This is a genomic window from Bacteroides sp. GD17 (assembly GCF_038448625.1).
Taxonomy (GTDB): Bacteria; Bacteroidota; Bacteroidia; order Bacteroidales; family Bacteroidaceae; genus Bacteroides.
Window position 1 is genome coordinate 373,704 of the sequence record NZ_JBCEZS010000001.1, and the last position, 25,860, is coordinate 399,563.

At 48.2% G+C, this 25,860-nt stretch carries 13 protein-coding genes; 12 read left to right on the forward strand and 1 reads right to left on the reverse strand.

Going from position 1 to position 25,860, the window contains the following annotated elements; all coding sequences use genetic code 11:
* Window positions 1-9 precede the first annotated feature (9 nt).
* The 3 genes from AAE250_RS01265 to AAE250_RS01275 are packed head-to-tail and all read left to right on the forward strand — an operon-like array spanning window position 10 to window position 5,620.
* Window positions 10-3,102, forward strand: a complete 3,093-nt coding sequence (locus AAE250_RS01265; protein WP_294595359.1) for a SusC/RagA family TonB-linked outer membrane protein — start codon at window positions 10-12, stop codon at window positions 3,100-3,102.
* A 17-nt stretch (window positions 3,103-3,119) separates the two neighbouring features.
* Window positions 3,120-4,781, forward strand: a complete 1,662-nt coding sequence (locus AAE250_RS01270; protein WP_294595357.1) for a RagB/SusD family nutrient uptake outer membrane protein — start codon at window positions 3,120-3,122, stop codon at window positions 4,779-4,781.
* Between the two features lie 20 nt (window positions 4,782-4,801).
* Window positions 4,802-5,620, forward strand: a complete 819-nt coding sequence (locus tag AAE250_RS01275) for an MBL fold metallo-hydrolase (protein WP_294595355.1) — start codon at window positions 4,802-4,804, stop codon at window positions 5,618-5,620.
* Window positions 5,621-5,713: 93 nt separating this feature from the next.
* Here the strand turns inward: AAE250_RS01275 and AAE250_RS01280 are convergent, their stop codons facing one another.
* Entirely contained in the window at window positions 5,714-9,793 is a 4,080-nt protein-coding gene (locus tag AAE250_RS01280; protein WP_342288620.1) for a hybrid sensor histidine kinase/response regulator transcription factor, read from the reverse strand.
* 229 nt (window positions 9,794-10,022) lie between these two features.
* On the opposite strand from AAE250_RS01280, the gene AAE250_RS01285 reads away from it, so the two are divergent.
* From AAE250_RS01285 to AAE250_RS01325, 9 genes are all read left to right on the forward strand, one after another.
* Window positions 10,023-11,681 (forward strand): carboxylesterase/lipase family protein, encoded by a 1,659-nt coding sequence (locus AAE250_RS01285; protein ID WP_294595351.1) that lies wholly within the window; start codon window positions 10,023-10,025, stop codon window positions 11,679-11,681.
* A 150-nt stretch (window positions 11,682-11,831) separates the two neighbouring features.
* Window positions 11,832-14,915, forward strand: a complete 3,084-nt coding sequence (locus AAE250_RS01290) for a SusC/RagA family TonB-linked outer membrane protein (protein WP_294595350.1) — start codon at window positions 11,832-11,834, stop codon at window positions 14,913-14,915.
* Window positions 14,916-14,938: 23 nt separating this feature from the next.
* Window positions 14,939-16,504 (forward strand): RagB/SusD family nutrient uptake outer membrane protein, encoded by a 1,566-nt coding sequence (locus AAE250_RS01295; protein ID WP_294595348.1) that lies wholly within the window; start codon window positions 14,939-14,941, stop codon window positions 16,502-16,504.
* 31 nt (window positions 16,505-16,535) lie between these two features.
* Window positions 16,536-17,513 carry a hypothetical protein gene (locus AAE250_RS01300; protein WP_294595347.1) on the forward strand — a complete coding sequence of 326 codons (978 nt, stop codon included), beginning with the start codon at window positions 16,536-16,538 and terminating at the stop codon, window positions 17,511-17,513.
* 38 nt (window positions 17,514-17,551) lie between these two features.
* Window positions 17,552-19,903, forward strand: coding sequence for a glycoside hydrolase family 3 C-terminal domain-containing protein (locus tag AAE250_RS01305; protein ID WP_294595346.1), 2,352 nt, complete (start codon window positions 17,552-17,554; stop codon window positions 19,901-19,903).
* Window positions 19,904-19,987: 84 nt separating this feature from the next.
* Window positions 19,988-20,869, forward strand: a complete 882-nt coding sequence (locus AAE250_RS01310; protein WP_294595345.1) for an alpha/beta hydrolase — start codon at window positions 19,988-19,990, stop codon at window positions 20,867-20,869.
* Window positions 20,870-21,059: 190 nt separating this feature from the next.
* The gene (locus AAE250_RS01315; RefSeq protein ID WP_294595344.1) at window positions 21,060-22,262 is read left to right on the forward strand and encodes an esterase; all 1,203 of its coding nucleotides are present in this window, start codon (window positions 21,060-21,062) and stop codon (window positions 22,260-22,262) included.
* A gap of 37 nt (window positions 22,263-22,299) precedes the next feature.
* Window positions 22,300-23,493, forward strand: a complete 1,194-nt coding sequence (locus AAE250_RS01320; protein ID WP_294595342.1) for an esterase — start codon at window positions 22,300-22,302, stop codon at window positions 23,491-23,493.
* A 33-nt stretch (window positions 23,494-23,526) separates the two neighbouring features.
* Window positions 23,527-25,851, forward strand: coding sequence for a glycoside hydrolase family 3 C-terminal domain-containing protein (locus AAE250_RS01325; RefSeq protein ID WP_294595340.1), 2,325 nt, complete (start codon window positions 23,527-23,529; stop codon window positions 25,849-25,851).
* The last annotated feature ends 9 nt before the right edge of the window (window positions 25,852-25,860 follow it).

The window sequence follows — 25,860 nt, forward strand, 5'->3', positions numbered from 1 at the left end:
TTAAGTATTATGGAAAACAATTTTAAGAGAAGGCTGACGGCATTTGGGTTATTCCTTTTAATAGGAATACCTTTTATGCTAGCGCAGAGTCCGGTGTTGATATCGGGACAGGTTGTAGATGATTTGGGGGAACCTATGATTGGTGTGAGTGTACTTGAGAAAGGTACTTCGAATGGAGTAATAACGAATATGGAAGGAACTTACTCGCTAAAGGTAAAACAAGGTGCCATAATTGTCTATTCATACATAGGATATGTGACACAGGAGCGGAAAGCCGTATCAGAGAAAATGGATGTAATAATGAAAGAAGATACGCGGACACTGGATGAAGTAGTAGTGGTGGGCTATGGTGTGCAGAAGAAGAGTGATTTGACCGGTGCCATATCTTCAGTTAAGGCGGAGGATATCCAGAACCGATCCATTACTCGGGTGGAGGAAGCTTTGCAAGGTAAGACTGCCGGTGTACAATTAATATCCACCACTTCACAACCGGGCGCTTCGCCTACTATCCGTGTCCGTGGTTTTTCCTCGAATGGGACTTCGGATCCCCTCTATGTTGTAGATGGATTGATTGTCTCCGATTTGAGCTCAGTGGATCCTAATAATATAAAAAGTATGGAGGTCTTGAAAGATGCTGCTTCAGCTGCTATTTATGGTGCACAGGCAGGTAATGGAGTGGTTCTTATTACAACAAAAAGCGGAAGTAAAGGAACCAGCAGCATTTCTTATGATTTTCAATATTCTATCAGTAGTCTGGCTCGGCGGCCCAAACTGATTAATTCACAGGAAGCTTTGCTGCAAAAAAAGGAGCAGGACCCTACTTTTACAGATGATAATATTCAGGAACTCATTAGCAGCGGTACATGGGATGGAGTATCAACTACCGATTGGTATGATGTAGCTTTTAATGCTTCACCGTCTTCTCATCATACCGTCAACTTCCAAGGGGCAAATGATAAGGGATCTTTTTTCTTGTCATTGAATAATCTTTATGATAATGGTATCCTTCGTGAAAATAAGGATACTTATAAGCGACTCTCGGTAATGTTGAATGCCGATTATGACATTAAGTCCTGGTTGAAGGTGGGGGTTACGGCCAATTATGCCAAATATACGCAGAAATCAATCAATGATGGAAGTGCAGGCAATTCATATTCCAGTATGATTGCTACGGTGATGACTATGGCTCCTTATTATGCAGACACATATTCTGCCGATGCACTTCCCAAGCAGATGGAAGCATTGATTGCCAACGGTTTTACTTTGTTGCGTAATGATAAAGGCGACTATTATAGTTGTTTAGGTTCCATGGAACAGATACACCCTATGGTAGCTATTCGCATGAGTGATAAGAAAAATTTCGGTAATAGTCTGATGGGGACACTGTATGCTAATCTGACTCCATTCAAAGGACTTGTATTTACTACCCGTTTGGGATATAGAGAATTGAATGCAAACACTTATCAGTATAATAATTTATATTATGGTTCGGCATCAGCCAACAATAAAGACAAAAATGGAGCTACTCGTACCAATACTTCCACTACCTATTACCAGTGGGAGAACTTTGTCAACTATAGTACAGATTTGTGGGATAAGCATCATGTTTCTGCTATGCTGGGTATGTCTTATAGTGAGAACAACTTTACTTACGTGTCTGCCGGTGTGGACAAGACGGCCAAACATGACCCTTTGTATGCCGATGTCTCGTATCCTGCCGGAGATGCAGTGAAGAGTACTGCCGGTTATAATCTGATTAATCGTAAATTGTCTTATTTTGGTCGTTTGGCTTATGATTATCAGAACCGTTATATGCTGCAGGTAGCTATGCGTGCCGATGCAGCCGATACTTCTGTGCTTCCGGGTAATAATCGCTGGGGATATTTCCCATCGGTATCTGCCGGTTGGGTTATTTCCAATGAAAGCTTTTTCACGGAGAGGAATAATACCCCTCTGACATTTTTGAAAGTACGTGCAAGTTGGGGACAAAATGGTAGTACGAGTAACTTGAGTGGTTATAAATATTCCAATTCTTTGGTTACTTCGGCTGCCGGATACTCTTTTAGCAATACGGCAATGAAATACGTTACTTCTGCTAAGCCTTCCCAACTATATAATCCTGATTTGAAATGGGAAACTTCAGAACAACTGGATTTAGGTATAGATCTGCGCGCTTTCAATGATCGTTTCTCGTTTGGTATGGACTGGTATAAAAAGAAAACAAAAGATTTGATTGTTTCTGATATCGTTATTCCTTATGAGGCAGGAAACTCATCAGCTCCGATGAATGCCGGTAATGTTATGAATAAAGGATTTGAATTTGAAACCGGATGGAAGGATAAAATTGGAGATTTCAATTATTCTGTAACAGCTAATCTGGCAACTTTGAAAAATGAGGTTACTTATTTGGACCCGCATGTTAGCGGCGGACGTATAGAGGGTGCCACTACCATGGCTTCAAACGGTTCTTTCTCTGCATTTGAGGTAGGTTATCCGGTATGGTATTTCAGAGGCTACCAAGTCGATCACTTGGATGATGCCGGTAACCCTATATTCAAGGATAATACAGGTGACGGTACTATTGATGCAAGTGATAAAGCAATGATTGGTAAGCCGATGCCGGACTTTACGTATGGAATTACATTAACAGCCAACTATAAGAATTTTGATTTTCTGATTTTCGGGAATGGTTCCGTAGGCAATGATGTATTCATGTCCTATAGTTATAACTCAATATCATATACTCTGAAAGAAATGTATGATCAACGTTGGACGGCAGATGGAAACACGAGTCGTAAGTTTGCACGGCCGCAAAATACAAATGCAGATAAATATGGTTTGTCGGATGCCTATATTTTTGATGGTTCTTATTTCCGTATCAAGCAGATACAGTTGGGATATACATTGCCTCAAACTGTTACAAAAAAGTTCTTGGTTGATAAATTGAGAGTTTATGCTTCGCTGGATAATTTTTTCTTGTTTACGAAGTATCCGGGACTTGATCCGGAGGTTTCATCCACAACTACCAGTGGTATGGGTGTAGATTATGGAAATTATCCTACAACGAAGAAAGTGGTATTCGGGTTATCAGTTACATTTTAAATAAAAAATAAAAAAGTATGAAACTAAAATATATCTTATCCGGACTATTGGCGTGTGCATTTATATTTTCCGCATGTGATGTCGATTTGCTGGATATTCCCCAAAAGGGTGTAGAGAATGAAGAAAATTATTATAAAACAGATGAACAGTGCGAGTCTGCTATTGCTGCAGTTTATGCATCTTGGCGGAATGCCTATTCCGGACGTGGTGAGAAGGCCTCACAGTATGCAAACGGTTTCTTTTTGAAGAATTTTCTGGCAGATGATTTTAATTCGGGTGGAGCTCGCTCGGACCAGGTTTATGCGCAGGAAATATACGAGAGCGCAATAGTGGCTACTAACGGTTGGGTGGAAAACTACTACAAGAGATTGTATGCTACGATTTATTTGTGTAATCTGGTGATTGAACGTTTTGATGCCAGCGAAAGTGACGTGAAGGCAAGAAATATTGCTGAAGCCAAATTTTTCAGGGCTATTTGTTATTTTGAATTGAATACTTTGTGGGGAACACCTCCTTTGGTGGACCGGGTATTGAAAAATTCAGAAGAATATAAAGTTCCTAATTCTACTACGGAACAGTTGTGGAAATTCATTGAGGCAGACCTTTCGGAAGCCATTACTTCTGGAAAATTGACCTCCAAAGCCAATCTGGAAGATAGAGACGGGGGAACCCGTGCTACGTTAGAGGCTGCTCGAAGTTTATTGGGAAAGGCTTATTTGTATCAAGAGAAATATGGTGATGCTAAGAATGAACTAGAACAAGTCATATCTTCCGGTAAATATGATTTAATAGGTGATATCAGTACATTCTATCATCCGGCTGCTGCCGGTTGTAAGGAGTATGTTTTGGAGTGTGTACGCCATTACGATCCTTCCAATATGTATGCCCAGGAGGGTTGGTTCGGTATTTTGGCTAATTGGGGATTTGGTTATGGCTTTATTGCCGGTCCGGAAGCAACAATGCACTATCAGTTCAATACAACCAGTGGCTATAGCTATTTTAATCCATCAAAGTCTTTGTATGATGCATTTGTGGCCGAAGAGGGCGTTGACGGATATCGTTTGAATACATGGATTAAAACTTGGGAACAAGTGATTGCCATGAATATTGCGGTGAATACAACGACCAATAAATATGCTTCTGAAGGTTATTTCCGCTTGAAATGGTTGGCAAGTACAGATGATGAATTTGTAGGATATTGGTGTGGAAATCAGAGCAATACTCCGGTTATAAGATATGCGGACGTGTTATTGATGGCGGCTGAAGCATGTTTGCTTTCGGGTGACCAGGCCGGTGCTGACGAATATTTGGGGAGAGTACGTGAAAGGGCACATCTTTCCAGAAAAAGTAATGTGACACTTTCTGATATAAAATTAGAGCGTCGTTTGGAGCTTGCTATGGAAGGTACACGTTTCCAAGATTTGAAACGTTGGGGAGATGCCCCTACTGCATTAGCAGATAAAGGGAAGAAACTGCCGACCTTCCAGATTGTGCCTGATCCGGAAAATGATTTGACTACTGCAGAGGGTATTTACAATGCTCGTTATACGACAAAAATAACTTATATTGATAATGAAAAGACTTTGGCTGGCTGGACCCCCAATCGGGATGAATTCCTGCCATTTCCGGAGAGTGAACTGGAAGTGAATAGTAATCTGAAACAGAATCCCGGATATTAAGTTGATAATAAAAAAGAAGTATGAAAAGAAATTTAGTAATATTTGCGCTATTGTTTGTTTGTGTGGCCATAGGAGCGCAGACTGTATTCAAGAATGAAGAAGTAGAAGTTTCCTTATTAAAGGAAAAGACATGGGTATTTGAAACTTGGGACCATACTACTATGTATTTGATAGAAGGAGAAGAGAAGGCGGCGTTGATTGATACCGGTACGCGTTGTGAAGGCTTGGATAAGATCGTAAAACAGATATCACAGAAACCGCTGGAGGTGATTGTTACCCATATGCATCCTGACCATGCAGGTTGTATTAGATATTTTGACAAAGTATGGATGCATCGGGCCGACAGTGTATTGGTACCTCAGAATGCCGCAGACTATAAAGGGGAATTGCTCTACATGGAAGAAGGACAAGTGTTTGATTTGGGAGGACGTAAATTAGAGGTTGTATGGATGCCCGGCCATACCCCAGGTTCAGTGGTTCTCCTGGACAAAATTAATGGAGACTGCTATTCCGGCGATGCGTTCGGTTCGGGTGAGGTATGGTTGCAATGTGTACCGATGTCACCCATTGCCACCTTCCACCAATCATGTTGCCGCATGGAAAAGATAATGAAAGATGAGCATATTAAGGACATCTGGTGTGGACATTACCCTTATCTGAAATCATCTTTGCCGTTGTCGTATATTCAGACGATGATACGTATTTCCCGGAGATTGATGAATGGAGACCAGGAGGGATCGGTACCTTATTCCAATTATTTCATAAAGATGCCTCCCACTGCCCGGAAATTATCCGAAGGCCGTGCGATGATTGTCTATGATTCTACTAATATTCCTTAAGTCCGCTGATACGTACTGTATGGATTGAAGATTGGAAAAGGAAGTTCAAAATAGATTTTGCTGTCATTTTGAACTTCCTTTCTTTTTCATGCCTTACTTGCGATACTCGCTCGGATTCACCCCAAACTGCTTTTTGAAGCTCTTAGAGAAGTGTGACAGTGTACTGAAACCCGTCATATCTGCTATTTCCGAAACAGTATATTTTTCTTCTGCTATCAGTTCGGCAGCACGGTTCAGCTTATAGGTCTTGAAGAATATGCTGGGGTTCTCGCCTGTCAGGCCTTTTACTTTATAGTAGAATTTAGTTCGTGAGATTCTCAGCAGCTCCGTCATTCGGGCGACGTCCAGTTCCGGGTTGGAAAGTTCGTTTTCCATCAGGTGATAGAGGTCGGTCATAAAGACATTATCCTGGGGGGAGAGAATGTTTTCTTCTATATTGTCCGTCTGCGTAGCCTTGCCGAGCATGCTGCGTGCTTTCTCACGGTTTTTGAGCTGCGACTTGATGAGCGCCAGCAGGTAAGTCGGGTCGAAAGGTTTGGTCACGTAGGCATCGGCTCCGGTATTCAGTCCTTCCACCTGGTTCTCAACAGTAGCTTTGGCAGTCACCAGAATCACTGGCAGGTGGCAAAGCTGCAAGTCTTCCTTTATTTCCCGGCAGAGCTGGTAACCGTCTTTCCCCGGCATCACCACATCACTCAGAATCAAATCGGGAGCTTCCTCACGCATCGCTTTCAACGCATCATCGGCATTAAAACGGCATATCACCTTATAGTGTGCGGAGAGGAGTGTGCGCAGGTAGTGGGCTACTTCGGTATCGTCGTCCACGACCAGAATCTTGGGCTGCTCTTCGTCGGGTTTTACCGTTTTTTCGGCAGGGCAGGAGGGAGCAGTCAACGGGAAAGCCTCTGACTGGTTGCCCGGTTCGGCGGCACGTTCGTCTTCGGCATACGCGGCATCGCCCACGGGCAGGATGAAGGTGAATACGGCACCGTCTCCTTCATCGGGCTGGTGGGCTTTCAGCTGTCCGTGATGAAGCATGGCCAGGCTGCGGGCATAGTACAGTCCGATGCCGGTTCCCCAGTTGTAGGTACCTTCGGCCTGGTTCCCCAGCTGGTAATAGCGTTCGAATATTTTCTCTATCTTGTCTTCGGGGATGTTCTGCCCGGTGTTGGCCACGGATACTTTGATGTACTGCGTGGCGTGGTCATCCGGCTGCAGGCCGAAGAGCGGTGAAGCTTGCTCGCGGCTTATGACGTCGAAGCTGACACTGATTTTTCCTCCTTGCGGTGTAAATTTCAAGGCGTTGGACATCAGGTTGCCGAATATCTTCTCCACTTTGTCCTCGTCCAGCCACATTAGGAAGGTGTCTTCCAGCCCGTAGGCGTTCAGTACAATGTGCTTGTCTTTGGCGTTCACCTGGAAGATGCTCACTTGGCGTTGCAGGCAGGCTATGATGTCGGAACGCTTCACTTGCAGGCGCAGGGTGTCGTTCTCCAGTTTGTTGAAGTCCATAAGTTGGTTGACGAGTTTCAGCATGCGGTTTACACTACGTTGCACGATGCAGAGCAGGTTCTTTTCTTCGCCCTCTATCCGGGGATTGTTGCAGAGCTGCGTCACAGGGCCCGAAATCATAGTAAGCGGTGTACGGAACTCGTGCGAAATATTGGCGAAGAAACTCATGTTCATCCGGTTGAGCCTTTGTTCCTGTTCCTTTTCCAACCGCGCGTGCCGGGCAGCTTCCTTTTCAGTCCTGATGCGCAGGAGGGCACGCAGGAAGAGCAGTACGATGGCGGTTGCCAGTATGAAGTAGATGCTATATGCCCACCATGTACGCCAGGGGGCAGGATATACTATGATGCGGATGGAGTTTTCTGCTTCTATGATGCTCTTGTCGTTATTGGTAATCTTTACATGGAAGACGTACTCACCGGTGGGCAGGTTAGCGTAATAGGCCTCGTGGTTATTACGGGCATCTATCCAGTAATTGTCGAAGCCCTCCAGGTGATATTGATAGTGTACACGGTCATATTCGCTGTAGTCCAAGGCAGAGAAGGAGAGGCTGAAACTGTTCTCGTCATGCTCCAGATGTATGTCGGGAGAGTAGGACAGATGTTCGCTGATGGTTTGCCCGTTCTGCTGCGGCCGTATCAGCCGGTTGTGTATCTTCAAGTCGCTGAACAGTAGTGGGATGTTGCGCTTGATGGGCACGTCGATGGGATTGAAGAAGGTCAGTCCGTGCGTGCCGCCGAAGACCAGCGTTCCGTCGGGCAGCCGGCAGGAGGCGCGGTCGTAGAATTGGTTTCCGCCTATGCCGTCGGCTGCATAATAGTTGGTGAAGTGCTTTGTGGTCCGGTCATATTTGCTCAAGCCGTATTGTGTACTTATCCAGAGGTTGCCTTGCAAGTCTTCCTCGATACCGGATATGTCGAGGCAGGAGGTACCTGGTACGGGTATCATCCTGCCCGTGTCGGGGTAGTAATACATCAGGCCGTTGCTGACGGAACCTATCCAGATAGCTCCGTAGGTGTCTTTGTGCAGGGCCGTGGGGATAAATACGGAACGGCGGATGCAAGCTTTTTGGTCTTCTTCGGAGATATCCACCAAGCTTGTAGTCAAGTCTCCGATGTTGATTTTCTTTAGCGGCTGGTAAAATCCCGCCACCATCAGTTGGCTGTTGTCTATCATCGTTAAACCGGGGACGAAGGTGAAACCCTCGAAAAGCTCTACCTGCCTGAACTCCTTTTCGCCCGGGCGAAGTGCATAGACGTTGACGGTGGCTGTTCCTATCCAGATGGTGCCGTCGGGTGACTGCATAATGGACATGGGCAGGAAAATAGGGTATCGTTCTTCTATTTTCAGTTGTCCGTCGGGGGTATAGTGTCCTTTTAATATCTCGTTGTTGGTCGTGCTCATCCAAATGGCGTCGCTGTCGTCCACCATCAATTGGTTCACGTAGATGTCTTTCTGTTTATCCTGCGCGAAGAACAGCTCCGGGTCGATGTGCTTTATTTCCCGGGTCTTCGTGTCGTATATGTATATACCGTCCATGAGTGTGGATATCCATAATCTGTTGTCTCTTCCGGCACTGAGGGATATTACGGATTTCTTGTCTAACTCCGTGCGCAGATAATTGTCGTTGTTGAAGCGTTCCTTGTAGTTGTAGCGCACGGTGTAGCCCTGGTCTACGGAGCCGATCCACAGATTTTGCTGGGAGTCGGTAAACATTTTGCTGATTTTGAAGCGGGGCATTTCGAAGGGGAACCCGTTTTCGTCCTGACCAGTTACACTTTCGGTTGTCGGATTGTAATAGAACATGCCATGCTTGGCAGTGTTCAGCAACAGACCGTTGTTGCCGTATGGGTGTATGTAGTTGATGTCGGCGTTGCGGAGTACGGGGTGCCGGGCAATGGATGGAGGAAGTTGCTTGAAGGCCCGTGTCCGGGTATCGAAGATGGCAATGGTGTGGTTCCCGGTTATCCATAGGTCGTTGTTGTGTAAGTACGAGTTGTAGGGATATCCGCGGAGTGCGATAGAATCTTTCCGTTGCAGGGTAGCGGGGTCGTAGCGATAAAGGGCGGCGGAGGTCGTCACCCACAAGTTGTTGCCGGCGTCGATGTGGCATTGTACGTAGAACGTATGGTTGGGATCTAAATCGGGTAGGACGCAGGTGATTCTCTCCGTTTCGGGGTTATAGGCATAAAGTTGTGATACGGTGTTCATGAAGATACGTCCTTTGCGGTCTTCGATGATTTGGTGTACGTTCTTGTTGTTGGCTTCGATGGGGATAAACTTGAAATTATCCTGATTGGTGTATCGGCATATTCCGTTCACAGTGGCAATCCAGAGCCGGTTCTTGGAGTCGCGCAGCAGGTGGGTGATTTGGTTGTCGGGCAGTCCCAGTGAGTCGTCGGTACAGAAGTACTGGTGGTATTCGTGCACGTTGTATTTGTTCAGTCCCCGGAATGTACCTATCCATATATGTCCTTGGGCATCTTCGGCAATGGCGGTGACTTTCTGGTTGGATAGGTCGTTGGCAATGACAGGACTTTCTATCTCGGAGTATCGGTTTTCGGAAACGGATTCTTTACCACCGCAGGCCAACAGGCAGATGGCGGATAGGATGACGGACAGCAAGCGGCACTGTGTACGGAGGTTAGATTTGAACAAGGTCATATTGGAAATATTTTGAGTTGTTTGCGAAAATACATATAAAAAGTTGAACATAACTTGCTTTACGGCATGTTTTGAACAAAAGAACAAACATTTGAACATACAGGCAAGCGCTTTTGACCCTTTGGACAAACCCTTTGTACAAATCAACCAATCCCTTCGGCAGAATCGGCGTAATATTGCAACAGGAAAAACAACCTGTATTTTTTAATCTTTAAACTAATATGTAATCATGAAAAAGCAACATCTATCTATGCTGGCATTTGCATCCATGCTTCTTTTTGCCTCCTGCGGGCAAACGTCGGGTGTGAAAGTTTCCAACGCACAGGCATCGGGCGAAATCATCGCCTCCTCCGAGACAGCCATCGCCGAGACCGAATCCGGTAAAGTGGGAGGGTATCTGCAAGACGGTATCTATATATATAAAGGTATTCCATACGCCAAAGCCGAACGCTTCATGCCACCCCAGCCGGTGGATAAGTGGGAAGGTATACGCAGTAGCCGCATGTTCGGGCCCACCTGCCCTCAGGCTGTACGTACGGGTTGGCAGAGCGACGAACACGCTTTTGCCTTTCATTGGGACGATGGTTTTCCCGGCGAAGACTGCCTGCGGGTGAACATCTGGACTCCGGGCATTGCCGACGGAAAGAAACGTCCCGTCATGGTGTGGCTTCATGGTGGCGGCTATGCTGCCGGCAGCGGACAGGAACTGCCTTCGTACGACGGTTTCAACCTGGCCAAGAAGGGCGATGCAGTGGTTGTGTCACTGAACCACCGTCTCAACGTCCTGGGCTTTCTCGACCTTTCTGCCTATGGCGACAAATATGCAAAATCCGGTAATGCCGGTCTGCTCGACCTTGTGGCAGCACTTCAATGGGTAAACAAGAATATAGCATCGTTTGGTGGCGATGCACAGAATGTCACGATTTTCGGCCAGTCGGGCGGTGGCGGCAAGGTCTCCACATTGCTTGCCACACCGTCTGCCAGGGGACTCTACCAGAAAGCCATCGTACAGAGCGGTTCTATGCTTCGTTCGATGGAGGCCAAATACTCCCGCCGCATCGGTGTTGCCGTGATGGACGAACTGGGGTTGAACGCATCCCGGATAGACGAACTGCAGAAGATGCCTTACGAGCAGTTGCTGGCTGCCGGTGAAAAGGCAGTGGCTAAGGTGAAGGCCGAGGCTGAGAAAGAAGGTGGTATCTCTACTTTTATCTTCGGCTGGGCTCCTACCGTGGACGGTGATGTGCTGCCTGCACAACCTTTCGACCCGCAGGCACCTGCGCAGAGCAAGGACATTCCCGTGATGATAGGTACCACGTTGCACGAGTTCACTATGAGCACTTACGTTCCCGCTTTCCGCACCATTACCAAAGAAAAGGCTGTGGAACTCCTGAAACAACGTTACGGTGACCGCACGAACGACTTCCTCGCTGCTTTTGAGAAGGCTTATCCCGGTTATCAGCCTAAGGACCTGGTGGATGTGGACCTCATGTTCCGTCCCAGTGCCGTAGAACAGGCCAAGTTGAAGGCTGCGCAGCAGGGCGCTCCGGTCTATATGTATATGTTTGCCTGGGAATCTCCCGTGCTGAACGGCATGTTCCGCAGCACTCACTGCATGGAGATACCTTTTGCATTCAACAATGCCGTACTCCATGCTTCCATGACGGGCGGCGGCGCCGAAGCGCAGGCCCTGGCCGAGAAGATGAGCAGCGCTTGGCTGAACTTTGCCCGTACCGGTAATCCCAATGCCGAGGGCTTACCCCAGTGGGAACCTTTCACGGCCGAAGAGGGAGCTACCATGTTTTTCAACAATACTTGTGAGGTGAAGAATAATCACGATAAGGAACTATTGGAGGTAGTGCGGGCATTTCCTACACGGGGTTTCTAAAGAAACATTTCGTTAGACTATCATATAACGAAATAAAAATAATGCTTTACGACTATAAGCCTCCTTGTCCGGAGGTTGAAAGTCCCTATTGCCCTATATAAAACTTGCAAAACCTTTTTAATCATTAACATAAATCTAATTTTAAACCAAATGAAACAAATCATGAAGCAAACAGCCCGGAAGAGGCTTATGGTTACAGCACTCTTCCTATTGATTTGCCTTCCTTTCTGTCTGGCACAAGCCCAGACAGTGAAGGTGACAGGTAAAGTAACTGACAATCTGAACGAACCGATGATTGGTGTAAGTATCGTAGAGAAAGGTACCACCAACGGTTGTATTACAGACATTGACGGTAACTATACCTTGAATGTATCCCAGGGGGCAACGATTGTCTATTCTTATATTGGCTATATCACTCAGGAGAAGCAAGCCGTTGCCGGTGCGATGAACATTGTGCTGAAAGAAGACAGCGAGACGCTGGACGAAGTAGTGGTAGTGGGTTACGGTGTGCAGAAGAAAAGCTCCGTAACGGGTGCCATCTCGCAAGTGAAAGCCGAAGATATGCAGAATCGTACCATCAGCAATGCACCCGCAGCGTTGCAAGGAAAAACCGCCGGTGTACAGGTCATCCAGACCTCGGCCGCTCCGGGCAGCAGCCCTACGGTGCGTGTCCGCGGTTATTCGTCTAACGTGGAATCTAACCCGCTTTACGTGGTGGATGGTATCCGCCTGAGTGATATCAGCGGTATAGATCCGAACGACATTGCTTCCATGGAAGTATTGAAGGATGCCGCTTCGGCTGCTATCTATGGTGCAGAAGCCGGTAACGGTGTGGTACTTATCACTACAAAGAAAGGCAAGAGCGGACAAGGTAAGATTACGTATGACTTCCAATGGTCTACCCAGTCGTTGGCCCGTATTCCTAAGATGCTGAATGCCGAACAATATATCGACTATATGGTGGAAGCACAAACTTATACGGAAGATTACCTGCTGAGGAATTGGGATGGCGTGACCAATACTTCCTGGGCGGATGAAGTGTTTGGAAATAGCCAGATGCAGAAACACAATATATCCTTTACCAACGGCAGCGAGAAAGGTAACTATTATCTTTCTTTGACCTACCTCGATAATAACGGTATTGTCAAAGGTAACGCCGATGTTTATAAGCGTCTGACCGCTACCATCAACTCTGAATACGAAATCAAGCCTTGGCTCAAGGTGGGCACCACTAACCAGATTGAGAAGTACAATGTGCGCAGTGTATCTTCCAACAATGAATATGGTAGCATGTTGGCATCCATCCTGCAAGCCGACCCGCTTACTCCGTTTTCTTATACTTACGATGAATTGCCTTCTAACATGCTGAAAGCCCTGACAGAAGGAAAGCATCTGCTTGAAGACGGTAATGGAAATTATTACTCCGTTTCCAAGTTTACAGCCGGTGAGTCCTATCATCCTATGGTTATGCGTGACAATAATATCGGCAAGAGCAGCGGTTTCAACGTTAATGGTTCTATTTATGCTGATTTCAAGCCCATCAAGGACCTTACGTTTACTTCACGTTTCGGATATCGACTTTCTGGTACCCGTCAGAGTAACACCGATTTGCCGTTTTATGGCAATGCGACGCAAAGCCGCGATTTTGTAAGTCATAATGCCACCTCTTCTACCAGTATCTATTATCAGTGGGAGAACTTTGCCAATTACATGAAGAGATTTGGCATGCATACCGTGACAGGTATGGTGGGTATGTCCTATCAGGAATCTACCTATGATTTTGTCAACGGAAGTTTATCGGCAAATGGTGAAGATGCTTTGAAGAAGAATGATCCTTTGTTCTATTTCCTCAATTACGGTTCGGCTTCGGCTACCAAGGGTGTAGGTGGTGAGAAGACCCGTTCAGCCAAGATGTCTTATTTTGGTCGCGTGGGCTATGATTTTGCCGGACGCTACATGTTGCAGGCGTCTTTGCGTGCCGATGCTGCCGACCTCTCCATGCTTCCTGCCAGTAACCGTTGGGGCTACTTCCCCGCAGTTTCTGTTGGTTGGTCTGTATCAGAAGAGAAGTTCTTTGAACCTTTGAAGAAGCATGTTTCCAGTCTGAAATTGCGTGCCAGCTGGGGACAGAACGGTAGCCTTGCTGCATTGGGCGGTTATGCATACAGCACCGATATGGCGTTGGGAGGTATTTATCCCTTTGCACCGGGCAACAATTATATAACCAGTGCTTCTCCTACTTCTATGGGTAACGATAATCTGAAGTGGGAAACCTCCGAACAGATTAATGTTGGTCTGGACGCGCGTTTCCTTAATGACCGTTTGACTTTCAGCCTGGACTATTTCGAAAAGAAAACCAAAGACCTGCTGGTGAAGGGTACTACTCCATCGCTCATTGTCGGTGGTACAACTTCGCCCATGAATGCCGGTAATGTAAGTAATAAGGGCTGGGAATTTGAATTAGGTTGGCGTGACCACATCGGTGATTTCCAGTACAGTGTACGTGGTAACCTCGCTACGTTGAAGAATAAGGTAACCTACCTTGATCCCTCGCTGACTCGTCTGGGAGGAGTGAATTTTCATACAAGCACTATCACCTACTTTGAAAAAGGTTTCCCGGTTTACTACTTCCGAGGCTATAAGTTCAAAGGGGTGGATCCTGAAACCGGCGACCCTGTCTTCCATGATTTGGATGGCAGTGGTGACCTGAACGACGGCGACTTGGCTTATATCGGTGATGCCATTCCCGACTTCACCTACGGACTTACGTTGACTGCCGCCTGGAAAGGCTTTGATCTCACAGTGTTCGGAACCGGTTCTCACGGCAATGATATCTTCAATTGTATCAATCGTCCCGACATTCCGACTTACAACAAGCTGAAAGAGGTATTCTATGACAATCGTTGGACGGAAAGCAACAAGAGGGGAACTGTTCCCCGTGCCGGAGCCAAGAATATGGATAAGTATTGTGTGTCCGATGCATTGGTTTATGATGGCTCTTATTTTAAAATCAAACAGATTCAGTTGGGCTACTCCATTCCGAAGCAACTGTTGAAGAAGATAAGTGTCAACAACCTGCGCGTCTATGCTTCATTAGATGACTTCTTCACCTTTAGCAGCTATCCGGGCTTCGACCCCGAAGCTGCAGCCAATGCTACAGCAGGTATGGGCATTGACAAGGGAGCTTATCCATGTTCCAAGAAAGTCGTACTTGGATTTAATGTCGAATTTTAATGAACCTTTAATTGATACGAACAATGAAAACAAGATATATTTACATGGTGTTGTTGGGTTTGCTGATGGTATTCACTACCGCTTGTGAAGATCGGTTGAATATACCCAAACATGGTAATATGGGAAGTCAGGAAGACTTCTATAAAACGGATGCGGATGCCATGCAAGCATTGGCTTCTCTCTATAACTCTTGGGGAGGCAATTATTATAACTGGTTTTATACGAAAAATCTGTTGGCCGACGATGTCTGGTGTGGTGGAGGCGGACGTGGCGATAACCCGGATATGGAGCGCCTGAACGAATATACCTTTGATACGGATCATGGTATGATATCCGGATTGTATTCGGGCATGTATGGTATCATTTATAATGCCAACTTGATTATCGATTTGATGGAACCTGACACACAAGTGAAGAAGTGTGCCGTAGCTGAAGCCAAGTTCTTCCGTGCATGGGCAAACTTTGAATTGGTCACATTGTTTGGCACCGCTCCTAAGGTAGACCATCTGCTCACTCCGGGAGAATATCGCCAGGCAAACAGTACCCCCGAGGATTTGTGGAGCTTTGTGGAACAAGACCTGAACGATGCCATCAATTCCGGAGTGCTGCCTTCGAAGAAGAATGCAGATGATGGTGAGACCGGCATCCGTGTCACTAAAGAAGTGGCGCAGGCGATGTTGGGCAAGGCATACCTTTTCCAGAAAAAATATGCCGATGCTGCTTCCATCTTGGATCAGGTAATTGGCACCAAGAAATACAGTTTGTATAAAGGGGAGTATGACAAGTTACTTCATATAGCTGCCAACGGCAGTTGCGAGTCTATGCTCGAAGTTCAGAAGCGCAATGATTCCGAACAGGCGTGGAATCAGATGACGATGACATTCATTATGTTGGGATGGCGTACCGACAAGTTTACCCTTACCGGTGAAGCTCAAGCTACGATTGCCACCGGTACATACGGATTCATGAATCCGCGCAAATCGCTCTATGACGCTTTTGTCGCAATGGAAGGCAAGGATGGCTATCGTCTCAATGGTAGCGTCCGCACCTATGAACAGGCGGAGAAATTTGGTGTCACCCTGAATGCAGGAGCCTTGTTGGCAGGACACGAAGGTTACTTTAACTGGAAGAACCGTGCATTAAAGGAAGATTGCATATTTGATGCCTCGTACTTTCAGGCACTGCAATACATTAACTTGCGTGTAATGCGTTATGCCGAAGTATTGTTGCTGGCTGCTGAGGCGCATGTGATGGGTGGAAACAAGGAAAGTGCATTGGCCTACATCAACGAGGTACGCGAACGTGCCCATTTGACACCACTTTCCAATGTTACCCTTGATGATGTAAAGAAGGAGAAACGTCTGGAACTATGTATGGAATGCGTGCGCTTCCAGGATCTTGTACGTTGGGGCGATGCTGAGTCTGTAATGGGTGAACAAGGAAAGGAAGTTCCTGCATTTACTGTGGCAGGTGCGGAATATTTATACACCAACTCATCATACGGCTTCAAGGCCAAACATAATTTGTTGCCTATTCCGCGCAAAGAACTGGAGCTTAATCCTAATATGACGCCGAATGAAGGCTGGTAATCTCTTACATAACTAATAAAAGAAAATACGTATGAAAAAGATATTTCAATTGACTGCCTTATTGATGCTTTGTCTCTTTGGGGCATGTAGTGAGGATGCACTGGACGATCTGTCCGGGAAGTATGACATGGAGAGAAGAGTCTACACCGATGTGGTGGAACAGACTACGGATAAAGTGGGTAAAGGAATAAAACAGCTCAATATTAAGTTTGCCGACCAAGCCGGTAATCAATGGGACTTGCGTATTGGTAGCAAAGATTGGGTGCTGCAGAACGGAATCTTTCAGGCTGAACTCCTCGAAAAGTCAGAAACTGATGAGGACATGCCTAAAAAACCGATTACAGCTGGAAAATTATATAGCATTGTTGAACAGGACACCATTGCCTCCGGTGATTTGGAAGTGACTCTGCTGGGTGATACTTATTACATAGACGGCCTCTTCATGAGTAAAACCGGCAAGCGGTATTCTTGCGACTACAAAGGTTCTCTCTCTTTTGTTATTGGAGAAGACGATCCCGAAGCCAGCGGTTACACCGCCGTTCTTTCCACATCGCCTGTTTTCCTGACAGATGAAAGCGGACAAGTAACCGGTGTAGTTCCCGGCGTGATGAAGTATTCGTTTGCAGTTAGCGATCCTGCCGGCAATGGTGTGGCGCAGTTTGACCTTATCAACAAGGAGAATCTTGCTTTGGAAGCTGTAGCGGGCAGCTACAGTGTGACCGGTACCACAGATCCGGGGTCAATGGATGCAGGTAATGCCTTACCCGCCGAATGGGGAGGATTTTCCTGGGGCAGCTACTTTATGGCTAACAATGCCAAGCAGTTTATTGCAGGAGGTACGCTGGACATCACCGTGGCTACGGGTATGGAAGGAGAAATTCTTTTTTCCTTTGCAGGCAAGGACTTGAACACTACGTTGGGAATGGATGCCACCGGTGCACAGCTTCCTGGTACGGCTACTGATGTGGATTTCCGTTTTGTAACAGTATTGCAAAATACGGGTATATAGCGATGTGTGCCCAATTAAATGAATAATAATTCTAAAATATGAAGCGACTCTTAACTTCCCTTTTCACCTTTTGCGTGGCGTTGGCTGTGAATGCACAGCCGACGCCCACATTGCGCGCCGACAACATCGACGAAGTAGTCAACGCCCTGACCCTCGAAGAGAAGGTGCATCTCGTCATCGGTTGCGGCATGTCGATGGGTGGTGACACAAAATTCCCCGGCACGGCCGGACGCACCTACGACATTCCCCGCCTCGGGATTCCTTCGGCTTATCTGGCTGACGGTCCGCATCGGCTGGCAATGGCCGCTAAACGCGAATTCGACAGCCACACCTACCATGCTACCGAATTTCCTTCAAGCACCACGGTGGCTGCTACCTTCAATCCCGATGCTGCCTACCGGGTGGGACAAGCATTGGGCACTGAAGTGAAGGACTACGGTATGGATGTGCTGCTGGCTCCCGGTGTCAACCTGATGCGCAATGTGCTCTGCGGGCGCAACCATGAATATTATGCCGAAGATCCCGTGCTGGTGGGCAAAATTGCTGCTGCCTATATCAACGGCATACAAAGCGAGGGAACGGGTACTTGCCTGAAACACTTTGCCGTGAACAATCAGGAAACCAACCGCAACAATAACGATTCCCGGCTGACACAGCGGCCTTTGCGCGAACTCTATCTGAAATGTTTCGAGATTGCCGTCAAAGAGTCGCAGCCCTGGAGCATCATGACTGCCTATAACAAGGTGAACGGCAAATATACTTGCGAAGACCGTGAACTCACCGAAGACATCCTTCGGGATGAATGGGGCTTCAAAGGTCTGGTGATGTCCGACTGGAATGCCGGAAAAGATGCGGTGGCTTCCATCGCAGCAGGAAATGATATGTTGCAACCGGGACAGGAACGCCAGTATAAGGCCATTCTGGATGCCGTGAAAAACGGCACGTTGGATGAAGCGCTCCTTAACCTCAGCGTGAAGCGTGTGCTGGAGTTTGTTGTGAAGAGTCATACTTTTGCAGGTTATGACTATCCCAACGAAACCGACCTGAAAGCCCATGCGCAGGTAGATCGTGAGGTGGGTGCCGAGGGCATCGTGCTGCTGGATAACAAGGACGCATTGCCCATGACTGCCGATATCAAGAAAGTGGCGCTCTATGGAACCACTTCGTATGACATGGTTCCTGCCGGTATGGGTTTCGGCAGTACGGGCTTCGGCTATTACACCGTCTCCATGGTAGAAGGACTGCGCAATGCAGGCTATGCAGTGGACAAAGAACTGTTGGACCGCTATAAGAAGCATCTTGCCGATGAGCAGAAACGGCTTTTCCCGAAAGGAAGACCTCCCTTCTCGTTCACTGCACCGCCCCGTGCTGAGGAGTTCCTGCCTTCTGCTGAAGAGATGGCTGCACAGGTTCGCGAGAACGATATCGCTGTTCTTACATTGGGACGTACCAGTGGCGAGGGTTGCGACCGTCGTGTGAAAGAGTTCTATCTGAAGGAGAACGAGCTTGCCTTGATTAAGCAAGTGTCTGCCGCCTATCGTGCTGCCGGCAAGAAGCTGGTAGTGATTCTCAACATCTGCAGTCCGGTGGAGACCGCTTCATGGAAAGGACTGGCGGATGCGGTGGTTTGCGCTTTCCAGCCCGGGCAGGAAGTAGGCAACAGCATTACCGATGTTCTGGCGGGCAAGGTGAATCCTTCGGGCAAGCTGCCTATGACGTTTGCCGTGAAGTATGGCGATGCACCGTCGGATGCCAATTTCCCCTTCGACTATGAGTTTCGGATGCCGTCGTTTGCGATGGGTACCGGTATGAACTTCAAGTCGGACAAGAAAGAGGAGAAGCCGAAAGAACCGGAAAGAAATGTAGACTTTACCCTCTACGAGGAAGGTGTTTACGTGGGCTACCGTTATTTCGATACTTTCGGGAAAGAAGTGTCCTATCCTTTTGGTCACGGACTAAGCTATACCACCTTTGACTATGCGGTGGAAGAGGCTGCGATGGACGGTGACCGTTGCCGGATGAAGGTGAGCGTGAAGAATACCGGCAAGGTGGCGGGACGTGAAGCTGTGCAGCTTTATGTCAAAGCGCCTAAAGGTGGCCTGGACAAGCCTGCCAAGGAACTGAAAGCCTTCGGCAAGACTCGCTTGCTGCAACCCGGTGAAAGCCAGACGTTGACGCTGGAGTGGAACGCAATGGATATGGCTTCTTATAATGAAAAGACAAGTTCATGGGAGTTGGCCAAGGGTGAGTATCAATGGATGGCTGCCGCTTCATCTGCCGATGTCCGTTGTACGGTTACGCAGAAAGTTATCAAGGCTTGTAAGCAGAAAACGCACAATGCCATGAAGGCACAGTTGCCCATTACGCAGCATTCGATGGTAAGGAGATGAGAAATGCGAAAAAACAGATATAAATTAGTCTACTTTACTCTAAAATTTATTTATTTTTGTAGCATATCATATTAAAAATATACCATGAAGAAAATTATACTCTCATTATTTGCCGCCTGCATCATGCTGGCGGCAAATGCCCAGGCTCCGGGCTGGGGGCCTCAAAGCAAAGTCGTGACAGACTCCATTCATAGTGAAATCTTGAAGGCGAATCGCGCCTTCACCATCTACCTGCCCAAAAGTTACGAAACAGACGTAAACAGAACGTACCCTATCCTTTACTTGCTGCACGGCATGATGGGTGTCAACACCAGCTGGTTCAACGACCAGCGTGCCAAGGATGTAATGGATCAGTTGGTTGCCTCTGGCGAAGCGTGCGAAATGATTATCGTATCGCCAAATGCCGGTGGCAATATTTACGCCGGGGCATGGAACGGGTATTTCAATATGCCCGGGTGGGCCTACGAGGACTTCTTCTATAAGGAGTTTCTACCCTACATCGAGAAGACCTACCGCGTGACAGGCGACAAGCAGCACCGTGCCATTGCCGGACTGTCGATGGGCGGCGGTGGTACTGCCAGCTACGCGCAGCGCTATCCCGACATGTATTGTGCCGCTTATGCCATGAGCGCACTGATGAATATTCCTGTCGGTTCAGAGAACCCTTCGGCAAACCCGGACGACAAGATGGTGATTCTTACCAAATCGGTGATGGAGCACAACTGCATCAAGTATGTGGCCGAGGCGGACGATGCCCGCAAGGAGAAGCTGCGCACGGTGCAGTGGTTTGTAGACTGCGGAGACGATGACTTCTTGCTGGACCGTAATATCGAGTTCTACCAGGCTATGCGCGATGCACGTATACCCTGTCAATTCCGTGTACGCGACGGAGGTCATACCTCGGAGTATTGGCACTCGGCACTTTATACCTGCCTGCCTTTCGTGAGTCGTTGCTTCGGAAAGTAGGGGACTGAGACTGTTCTATTTCTCTTTTCTTTCTTACCTTCTCCCTGTTTCCTTCGTGTCTATAGGGTGGGAGAATACAAGAATCAGGTAAGACTCGGGTAGGAACCGGGTAAGAAGGAGGTAGGAAGCAGGTCGGATTGTTCTGAAATTCGTTTTTCTCGTGAAGTATTAACTTTTTAAATTATATAGCATGAAGAGATTATCATTTTTTGCAATGGCGCTGCTGATGTGCACCATTACTTTTGCACAGCAGGCATTATGGGGAGGGGCCCCGGTGGTTTCCCCCGAGATTCACAGTGACAACACAGTTACTTTCCGATTGAAAGCGCCGAAGGCGGTGCGAGTACAGATTACCGGCGACTTCCTGCCCAAGCAGAAGGTTAAGACTCCGCAAGGTGAGTTTGAAGTGCCGGGCGTAACCGATCTGACCGAAGGCAAGGAAGGCGTATGGGAATTTACTACTCCCGAGGCTTTGCAGCCCGAACTTTACAGCTATTCCTTCATCGTGGACGGTCTGCGAATGATGGACCCTGCCAATGTGTATATGATTCGTGACGTAGCTACGGTGACGAACGTATTCATCATCGGTGGCGGACGTGCCGACTTGTATAAGGTGAATGCCGTGCCCCACGGCACCGTATCACGCATGTGGTATCACAGCCCTTCGCTGAATATGGATCGTCGGTTGACAGTCTACACTCCCGCGGGCTATGAAACCAGCGGCAAACGCTATCCGGTATTCTACCTGCTGCATGGTGCCGGAGGCGACGAGGAAGCATGGATTGCCCTGGGACGCACCTCTCAGATACTGGATAACCTCATTGCACAAGGCAAAGCCAAACCGATGATTGTAGTCATGACCAACGGCAATGCCTGGCAGCAAGCTGCTCCTGGCGAGTCGCCTGCAGGTTTCACCGTTCCCAGCATGCGTCCGGCCGAACGCGCCGCAGCACCCGAAGGCGGTTTCGAACTTTCCTTCCCGGAGATTGTGAAGTTTGTAGAGAAGACGTTCCGTACCATTCCCAACAAAAAGAATCGTGCCATTGCAGGCTTGTCAATGGGTAGCTTCCATTCTTGCAACATCTCGAAGTATTATCCCGATATGTTCGATTATGTAGGACTTTTCTCCGGTGCCAGTACGGGCAACGATAAGTCTACCTGCCCCGTTTATACCGACTTTGAAGGCAAGCTGAAAGTGCAGTTCGCCAAGAAACCGGCGCTTTACTTCATTGCCTGCGGAAACACGGACTTCGTGTACAAGGGGGTAGAAGACTTCCGCCACCTGCTGGACAAGAACGGATTCAAGTACGAATACCTGGAAAGCAGCGAAGGACACATCTGGAAGAACTGGCGCATCTACCTGACGGAATTTGCTCCTAAATTATTCCAATAAGACTTTTAAAATAACATTTATCAATAACAGAATAAGTATGAAAAGACTTTCATTTTTAGCAATTGCCCTGCTGATGTGCACTATCACATTTGCCCAGCAGGCTCTTTGGGGAGGTGCTCCGGTAGTTTCTCCCGAGGTTCACGACAACAACACAGTTACCTTCCGTCTGAAAGCACCCAAGGCAGTGCGCGTACAGGTGACCGGCGACTTTCTGCCTACGCAGAAGATGAAAACTCCGTATGGCGAGTTTGATGCACCGGGTATAGGCGAACTGGTTGAGGATAAAGACGGGGTATGGGAATTTACTACTCCCGAACCGCTGGCTCCCGAACTCTACAGCTATTCTTTTATTGTGGATGGCCTGCGGATGATGGATCCTGCCAATGTTTATATGATTCGTGACGTAGCTACCGTGACAAATGTATTCATCATCGGCGGCGGACGTGCCGACTTGTATAAGGTGAATGATGTACCCCACGGAACGGTATCGCGTATGTGGTACAACAGCCCGACGCTGGGCATGGACCGCCGGCTGACGGTCTATACTCCGGCAGGCTATGAGACAAGCGGCAAGCGTTATCCTGTCTTCTACCTGCTGCACGGTATGGGTGGCGACGAAGAAGCATGGATTGCCCTGGGGCGTACCTCGCAGATTCTCGATAACCTCATTGCACAAGGCAAGGCTAAACCGATGATTGTAGTCATGACCAACGGCAATGCAGCGCAGGAAGCTGCTCCGGGTGAGTCTTCACTCGGCTTTACGGCTCCAAGCATGCAGTTGCCCAAGACGATGGAGGGTTCTTTTGAGACGGCTTTCCCTGATGTGGTGAAGTTTGTCGACCAGCGTTTCCGTACCATCAAGAGCAAGTCCGGCCGTGCCATTGCCGGTTTGTCTATGGGTGGATATCACTCGCTGCATATCTCCAAGCAGTATCCCGATATGTTCAATTACGTAGGTTTGTTCTCTGCTGCTATTATGGCGGATAAGAGTGTGAAGTCTCCTATCTACGACGATATGGAAAGCAAGCTTGCCACGCAGTTTGCCAAGAAACCGGCGCTCTATTGGATTGGTATCGGCAAGACCGACTTCCTCTACAAGGCTAACGAGGATTATCGTAAGATGCTGGACGAGAAGGGATATAAATATACCTATTACGAAACCGGCGAAGGACATATCTGGAAGAACTGGCGCATTTATCTGACGGAATTTGCTCCGCTGTTGTTCAAGTAAAAACGATTAACCTACTATTTATTAAAAAGAAGAATGAAAAAACAATTATTCTCCATAGCGCTTGGTGCCGCCCTCGTTTCCTGCGGTCCCAGTGTGCCCCAGCTTGGCAAGGCATCTTTGGACGATGTCATTGCCGCCATGACCCTTGAGGAAAAAGGTCACTTGATAGTCGGTACCGGCATGGCCGGCTTCTCCGGCGATAGTGCCGTGATTGGCGAAACCCGCAAACTGGTGCCCGGTGCTGCCGGAACCACTTATCCCATCGAACGTCTTGGTATTCCTGCCGTCGTTCTGGCCGATGGACCCGCCGGACTCCGCATCAATCCTACACGCGACGGCGACTCTGCCACTTATTACTGTACCCATTTCCCCATCGGCACACTGCTTGCCTCTACCTGGGATCAGGAACTGGTGGAAAACGTAGGTAAGGCCATCGGTAACGAAGTGCTGGAATATGGTGCCGACGTGCTGTTGGCTCCTGCCTTGAACATACACCGCAATCCGCTGTGCGGACGTAACTTCGAATACTACTCCGAAGACCCCGTCGTGGCCGGTAAGATTGCTGCCGCCTACGTGCGTGGTGTACAGAGCAACGGTGTAGGTACTTCTATCAAGCACTTCGCTGCCAACAACCAGGAGACCAACCGTATGGGTACCGATGCTCACATCTCTCCCCGTACCCTGCGCGAAATCTATCTGAAGGGCTTTGAAATAACAGTCAAAGAATCTGCACCCTGGACGGTGATGTCTTCCTACAACTACCTCAACGGTATCTATACTTCCGAAAACAAGGAATTGCTTACCACCCTCTTGCGCGACGAATGGGGCTTCGGCGGCATGGTGATGACCGACTGGTTTGGCGGCAAGAACGTCGTAGCCCAAATGGAAGCCGGAAACGATATGCTGCAACCCGGTACGGACAAGCAGTACGAAGCCATTGTGCAAGCCGTGAAGGACGGCCGGCTGGATGAGGCCATCCTCGACCGCAACGTGAAACGTATCCTTGAGATGATTCTCCAAACTCCTCACTTCAAGGGTTATAAATTCTCCAACAAGCCCGACCTGAAAGCGCATGCTGCCGTTACCCGCCAGTCCGCTACCGAAGGTATGGTGTTGCTGAAGAACGACAACAGCGCCCTGCCGCTTGCGGCCGACGTGAAGAACGTCGCCCTCTTCGGCTGTACTTCTTATGACTTCATCGCCGGCGGCACCGGCTCCGGTAATGTGAATCGTGCTTATACGGTTTCTCTGCTCGATGGTCTGAACAATGCCGGCTATACCGTGGACGATGCCCTGAAAGCCGCTTACGAACAATACCTTGCCTCTGAGAAAGACCGCCTTGCCAAGACCAAGAAAGAATGGTTCATGCCCGACGTTCGTCCCGCTGAAATGGCGCTGACTCCGCAAACGATACAGGAGCAAGCCGCTAAGGCAGATGTTGCCTTGATTACTTTGGGCCGTACTTCCGGAGAATTCCTCGACCGCAAGCTTTCTGACTTCAACCTTAGCCGGGAAGAGACGGAGATGTTGCAAGCTGTATGCAAAACCTTCCATGCTGCCGGCAAGAAAGTAGTTGTAGTGCTCAACATCGGCGGCGTTATCGAAACTGCTTCCTGGAAAGCCCAACCCGATGCCATCCTTTGCGCCTGGCAAGCCGGACAAGAAGGTGGTAACAGCGTGGCCGACGTGCTGAGCGGCAAAGCTTCTCCTTCGGGCAAGCTCCCGATGACCTTCCCTGTGAAGTTCGACGATGCTGCCTCTTCTGCCAACTTCCCCATCGACATGACTGCCAACATCGACATCACCAATGCCGGCGATAAGAAGAGCGACGTGAAGAACGTGGACTATACCGACTACGAAGAAGGCATCTACGTGGGCTATCGCTACTTCGACAGCTTCGGAAAAGCAGTATCTTATCCCTTTGGCTATGGCTTGAGCTACACGACTTTCGAGTACGCTAATCCGGCTATTAAGGCTGATAACGGTATTTACACCGTCACCGTCGACGTGAAGAACACAGGCAAGGCTGCCGGTAAGGAAGTGGTTCAGCTCTATGTATCTGCTCCGGGCAACGCTGCCATGGAGAAGCCTGAAAAAGAACTGAAAGCTTTCGCCAAGACCCGCGAATTGCAACCGGGCGAAGCTGCCACCGTCACCCTGACCGTGAAGGCTGCCGACCTGGCTTCCTATGACGAAGCTTCTTCTTCCTGGGTAGTGGACGCCGGAAACTATAAGTTCCTCATTGGTGCTTCCTCTCGCGACATCAAAGCTGCACTGGGTGCCGACGTGGCTGCCGCAACACAAAAGACAAACGACATCTTGAAGTTGCAGACACCCCTCAATTTGCTGAAAAAATAACAAACTGAC

Bases quoted from the DNA above. Each gene is read 5' to 3' on its own strand.
- AAE250_RS01270 (WP_294595357.1), top strand. From the start codon at position 3,120: ATGAAACTAAAATATATCTTATCCGGACTATTGGCGTGTGCATTTATA.
- AAE250_RS01315 (WP_294595344.1), top strand. From the start codon at position 21,060: ATGAAGAGATTATCATTTTTTGCAATGGCGCTGCTGATGTGCACCATT.
- AAE250_RS01295 (WP_294595348.1), top strand. From the start codon at position 14,939: ATGAAAACAAGATATATTTACATGGTGTTGTTGGGTTTGCTGATGGTA.
- AAE250_RS01275 (WP_294595355.1), top strand. From the start codon at position 4,802: ATGAAAAGAAATTTAGTAATATTTGCGCTATTGTTTGTTTGTGTGGCC.
- AAE250_RS01325 (WP_294595340.1), top strand. From the start codon at position 23,527: ATGAAAAAACAATTATTCTCCATAGCGCTTGGTGCCGCCCTCGTTTCC.
- AAE250_RS01285 (WP_294595351.1), top strand. From the start codon at position 10,023: ATGAAAAAGCAACATCTATCTATGCTGGCATTTGCATCCATGCTTCTT.
- AAE250_RS01280 (WP_342288620.1), bottom strand. From the start codon at position 9,793: ATGACCTTGTTCAAATCTAACCTCCGTACACAGTGCCGCTTGCTGTCC.
- AAE250_RS01265 (WP_294595359.1), top strand. From the start codon at position 10: ATGGAAAACAATTTTAAGAGAAGGCTGACGGCATTTGGGTTATTCCTT.
- AAE250_RS01305 (WP_294595346.1), top strand. From the start codon at position 17,552: ATGAAGCGACTCTTAACTTCCCTTTTCACCTTTTGCGTGGCGTTGGCT.
- AAE250_RS01320 (WP_294595342.1), top strand. From the start codon at position 22,300: ATGAAAAGACTTTCATTTTTAGCAATTGCCCTGCTGATGTGCACTATC.
- AAE250_RS01290 (WP_294595350.1), top strand. From the start codon at position 11,832: ATGAAACAAATCATGAAGCAAACAGCCCGGAAGAGGCTTATGGTTACA.
- AAE250_RS01310 (WP_294595345.1), top strand. From the start codon at position 19,988: ATGAAGAAAATTATACTCTCATTATTTGCCGCCTGCATCATGCTGGCG.
- AAE250_RS01300 (WP_294595347.1), top strand. From the start codon at position 16,536: ATGAAAAAGATATTTCAATTGACTGCCTTATTGATGCTTTGTCTCTTT.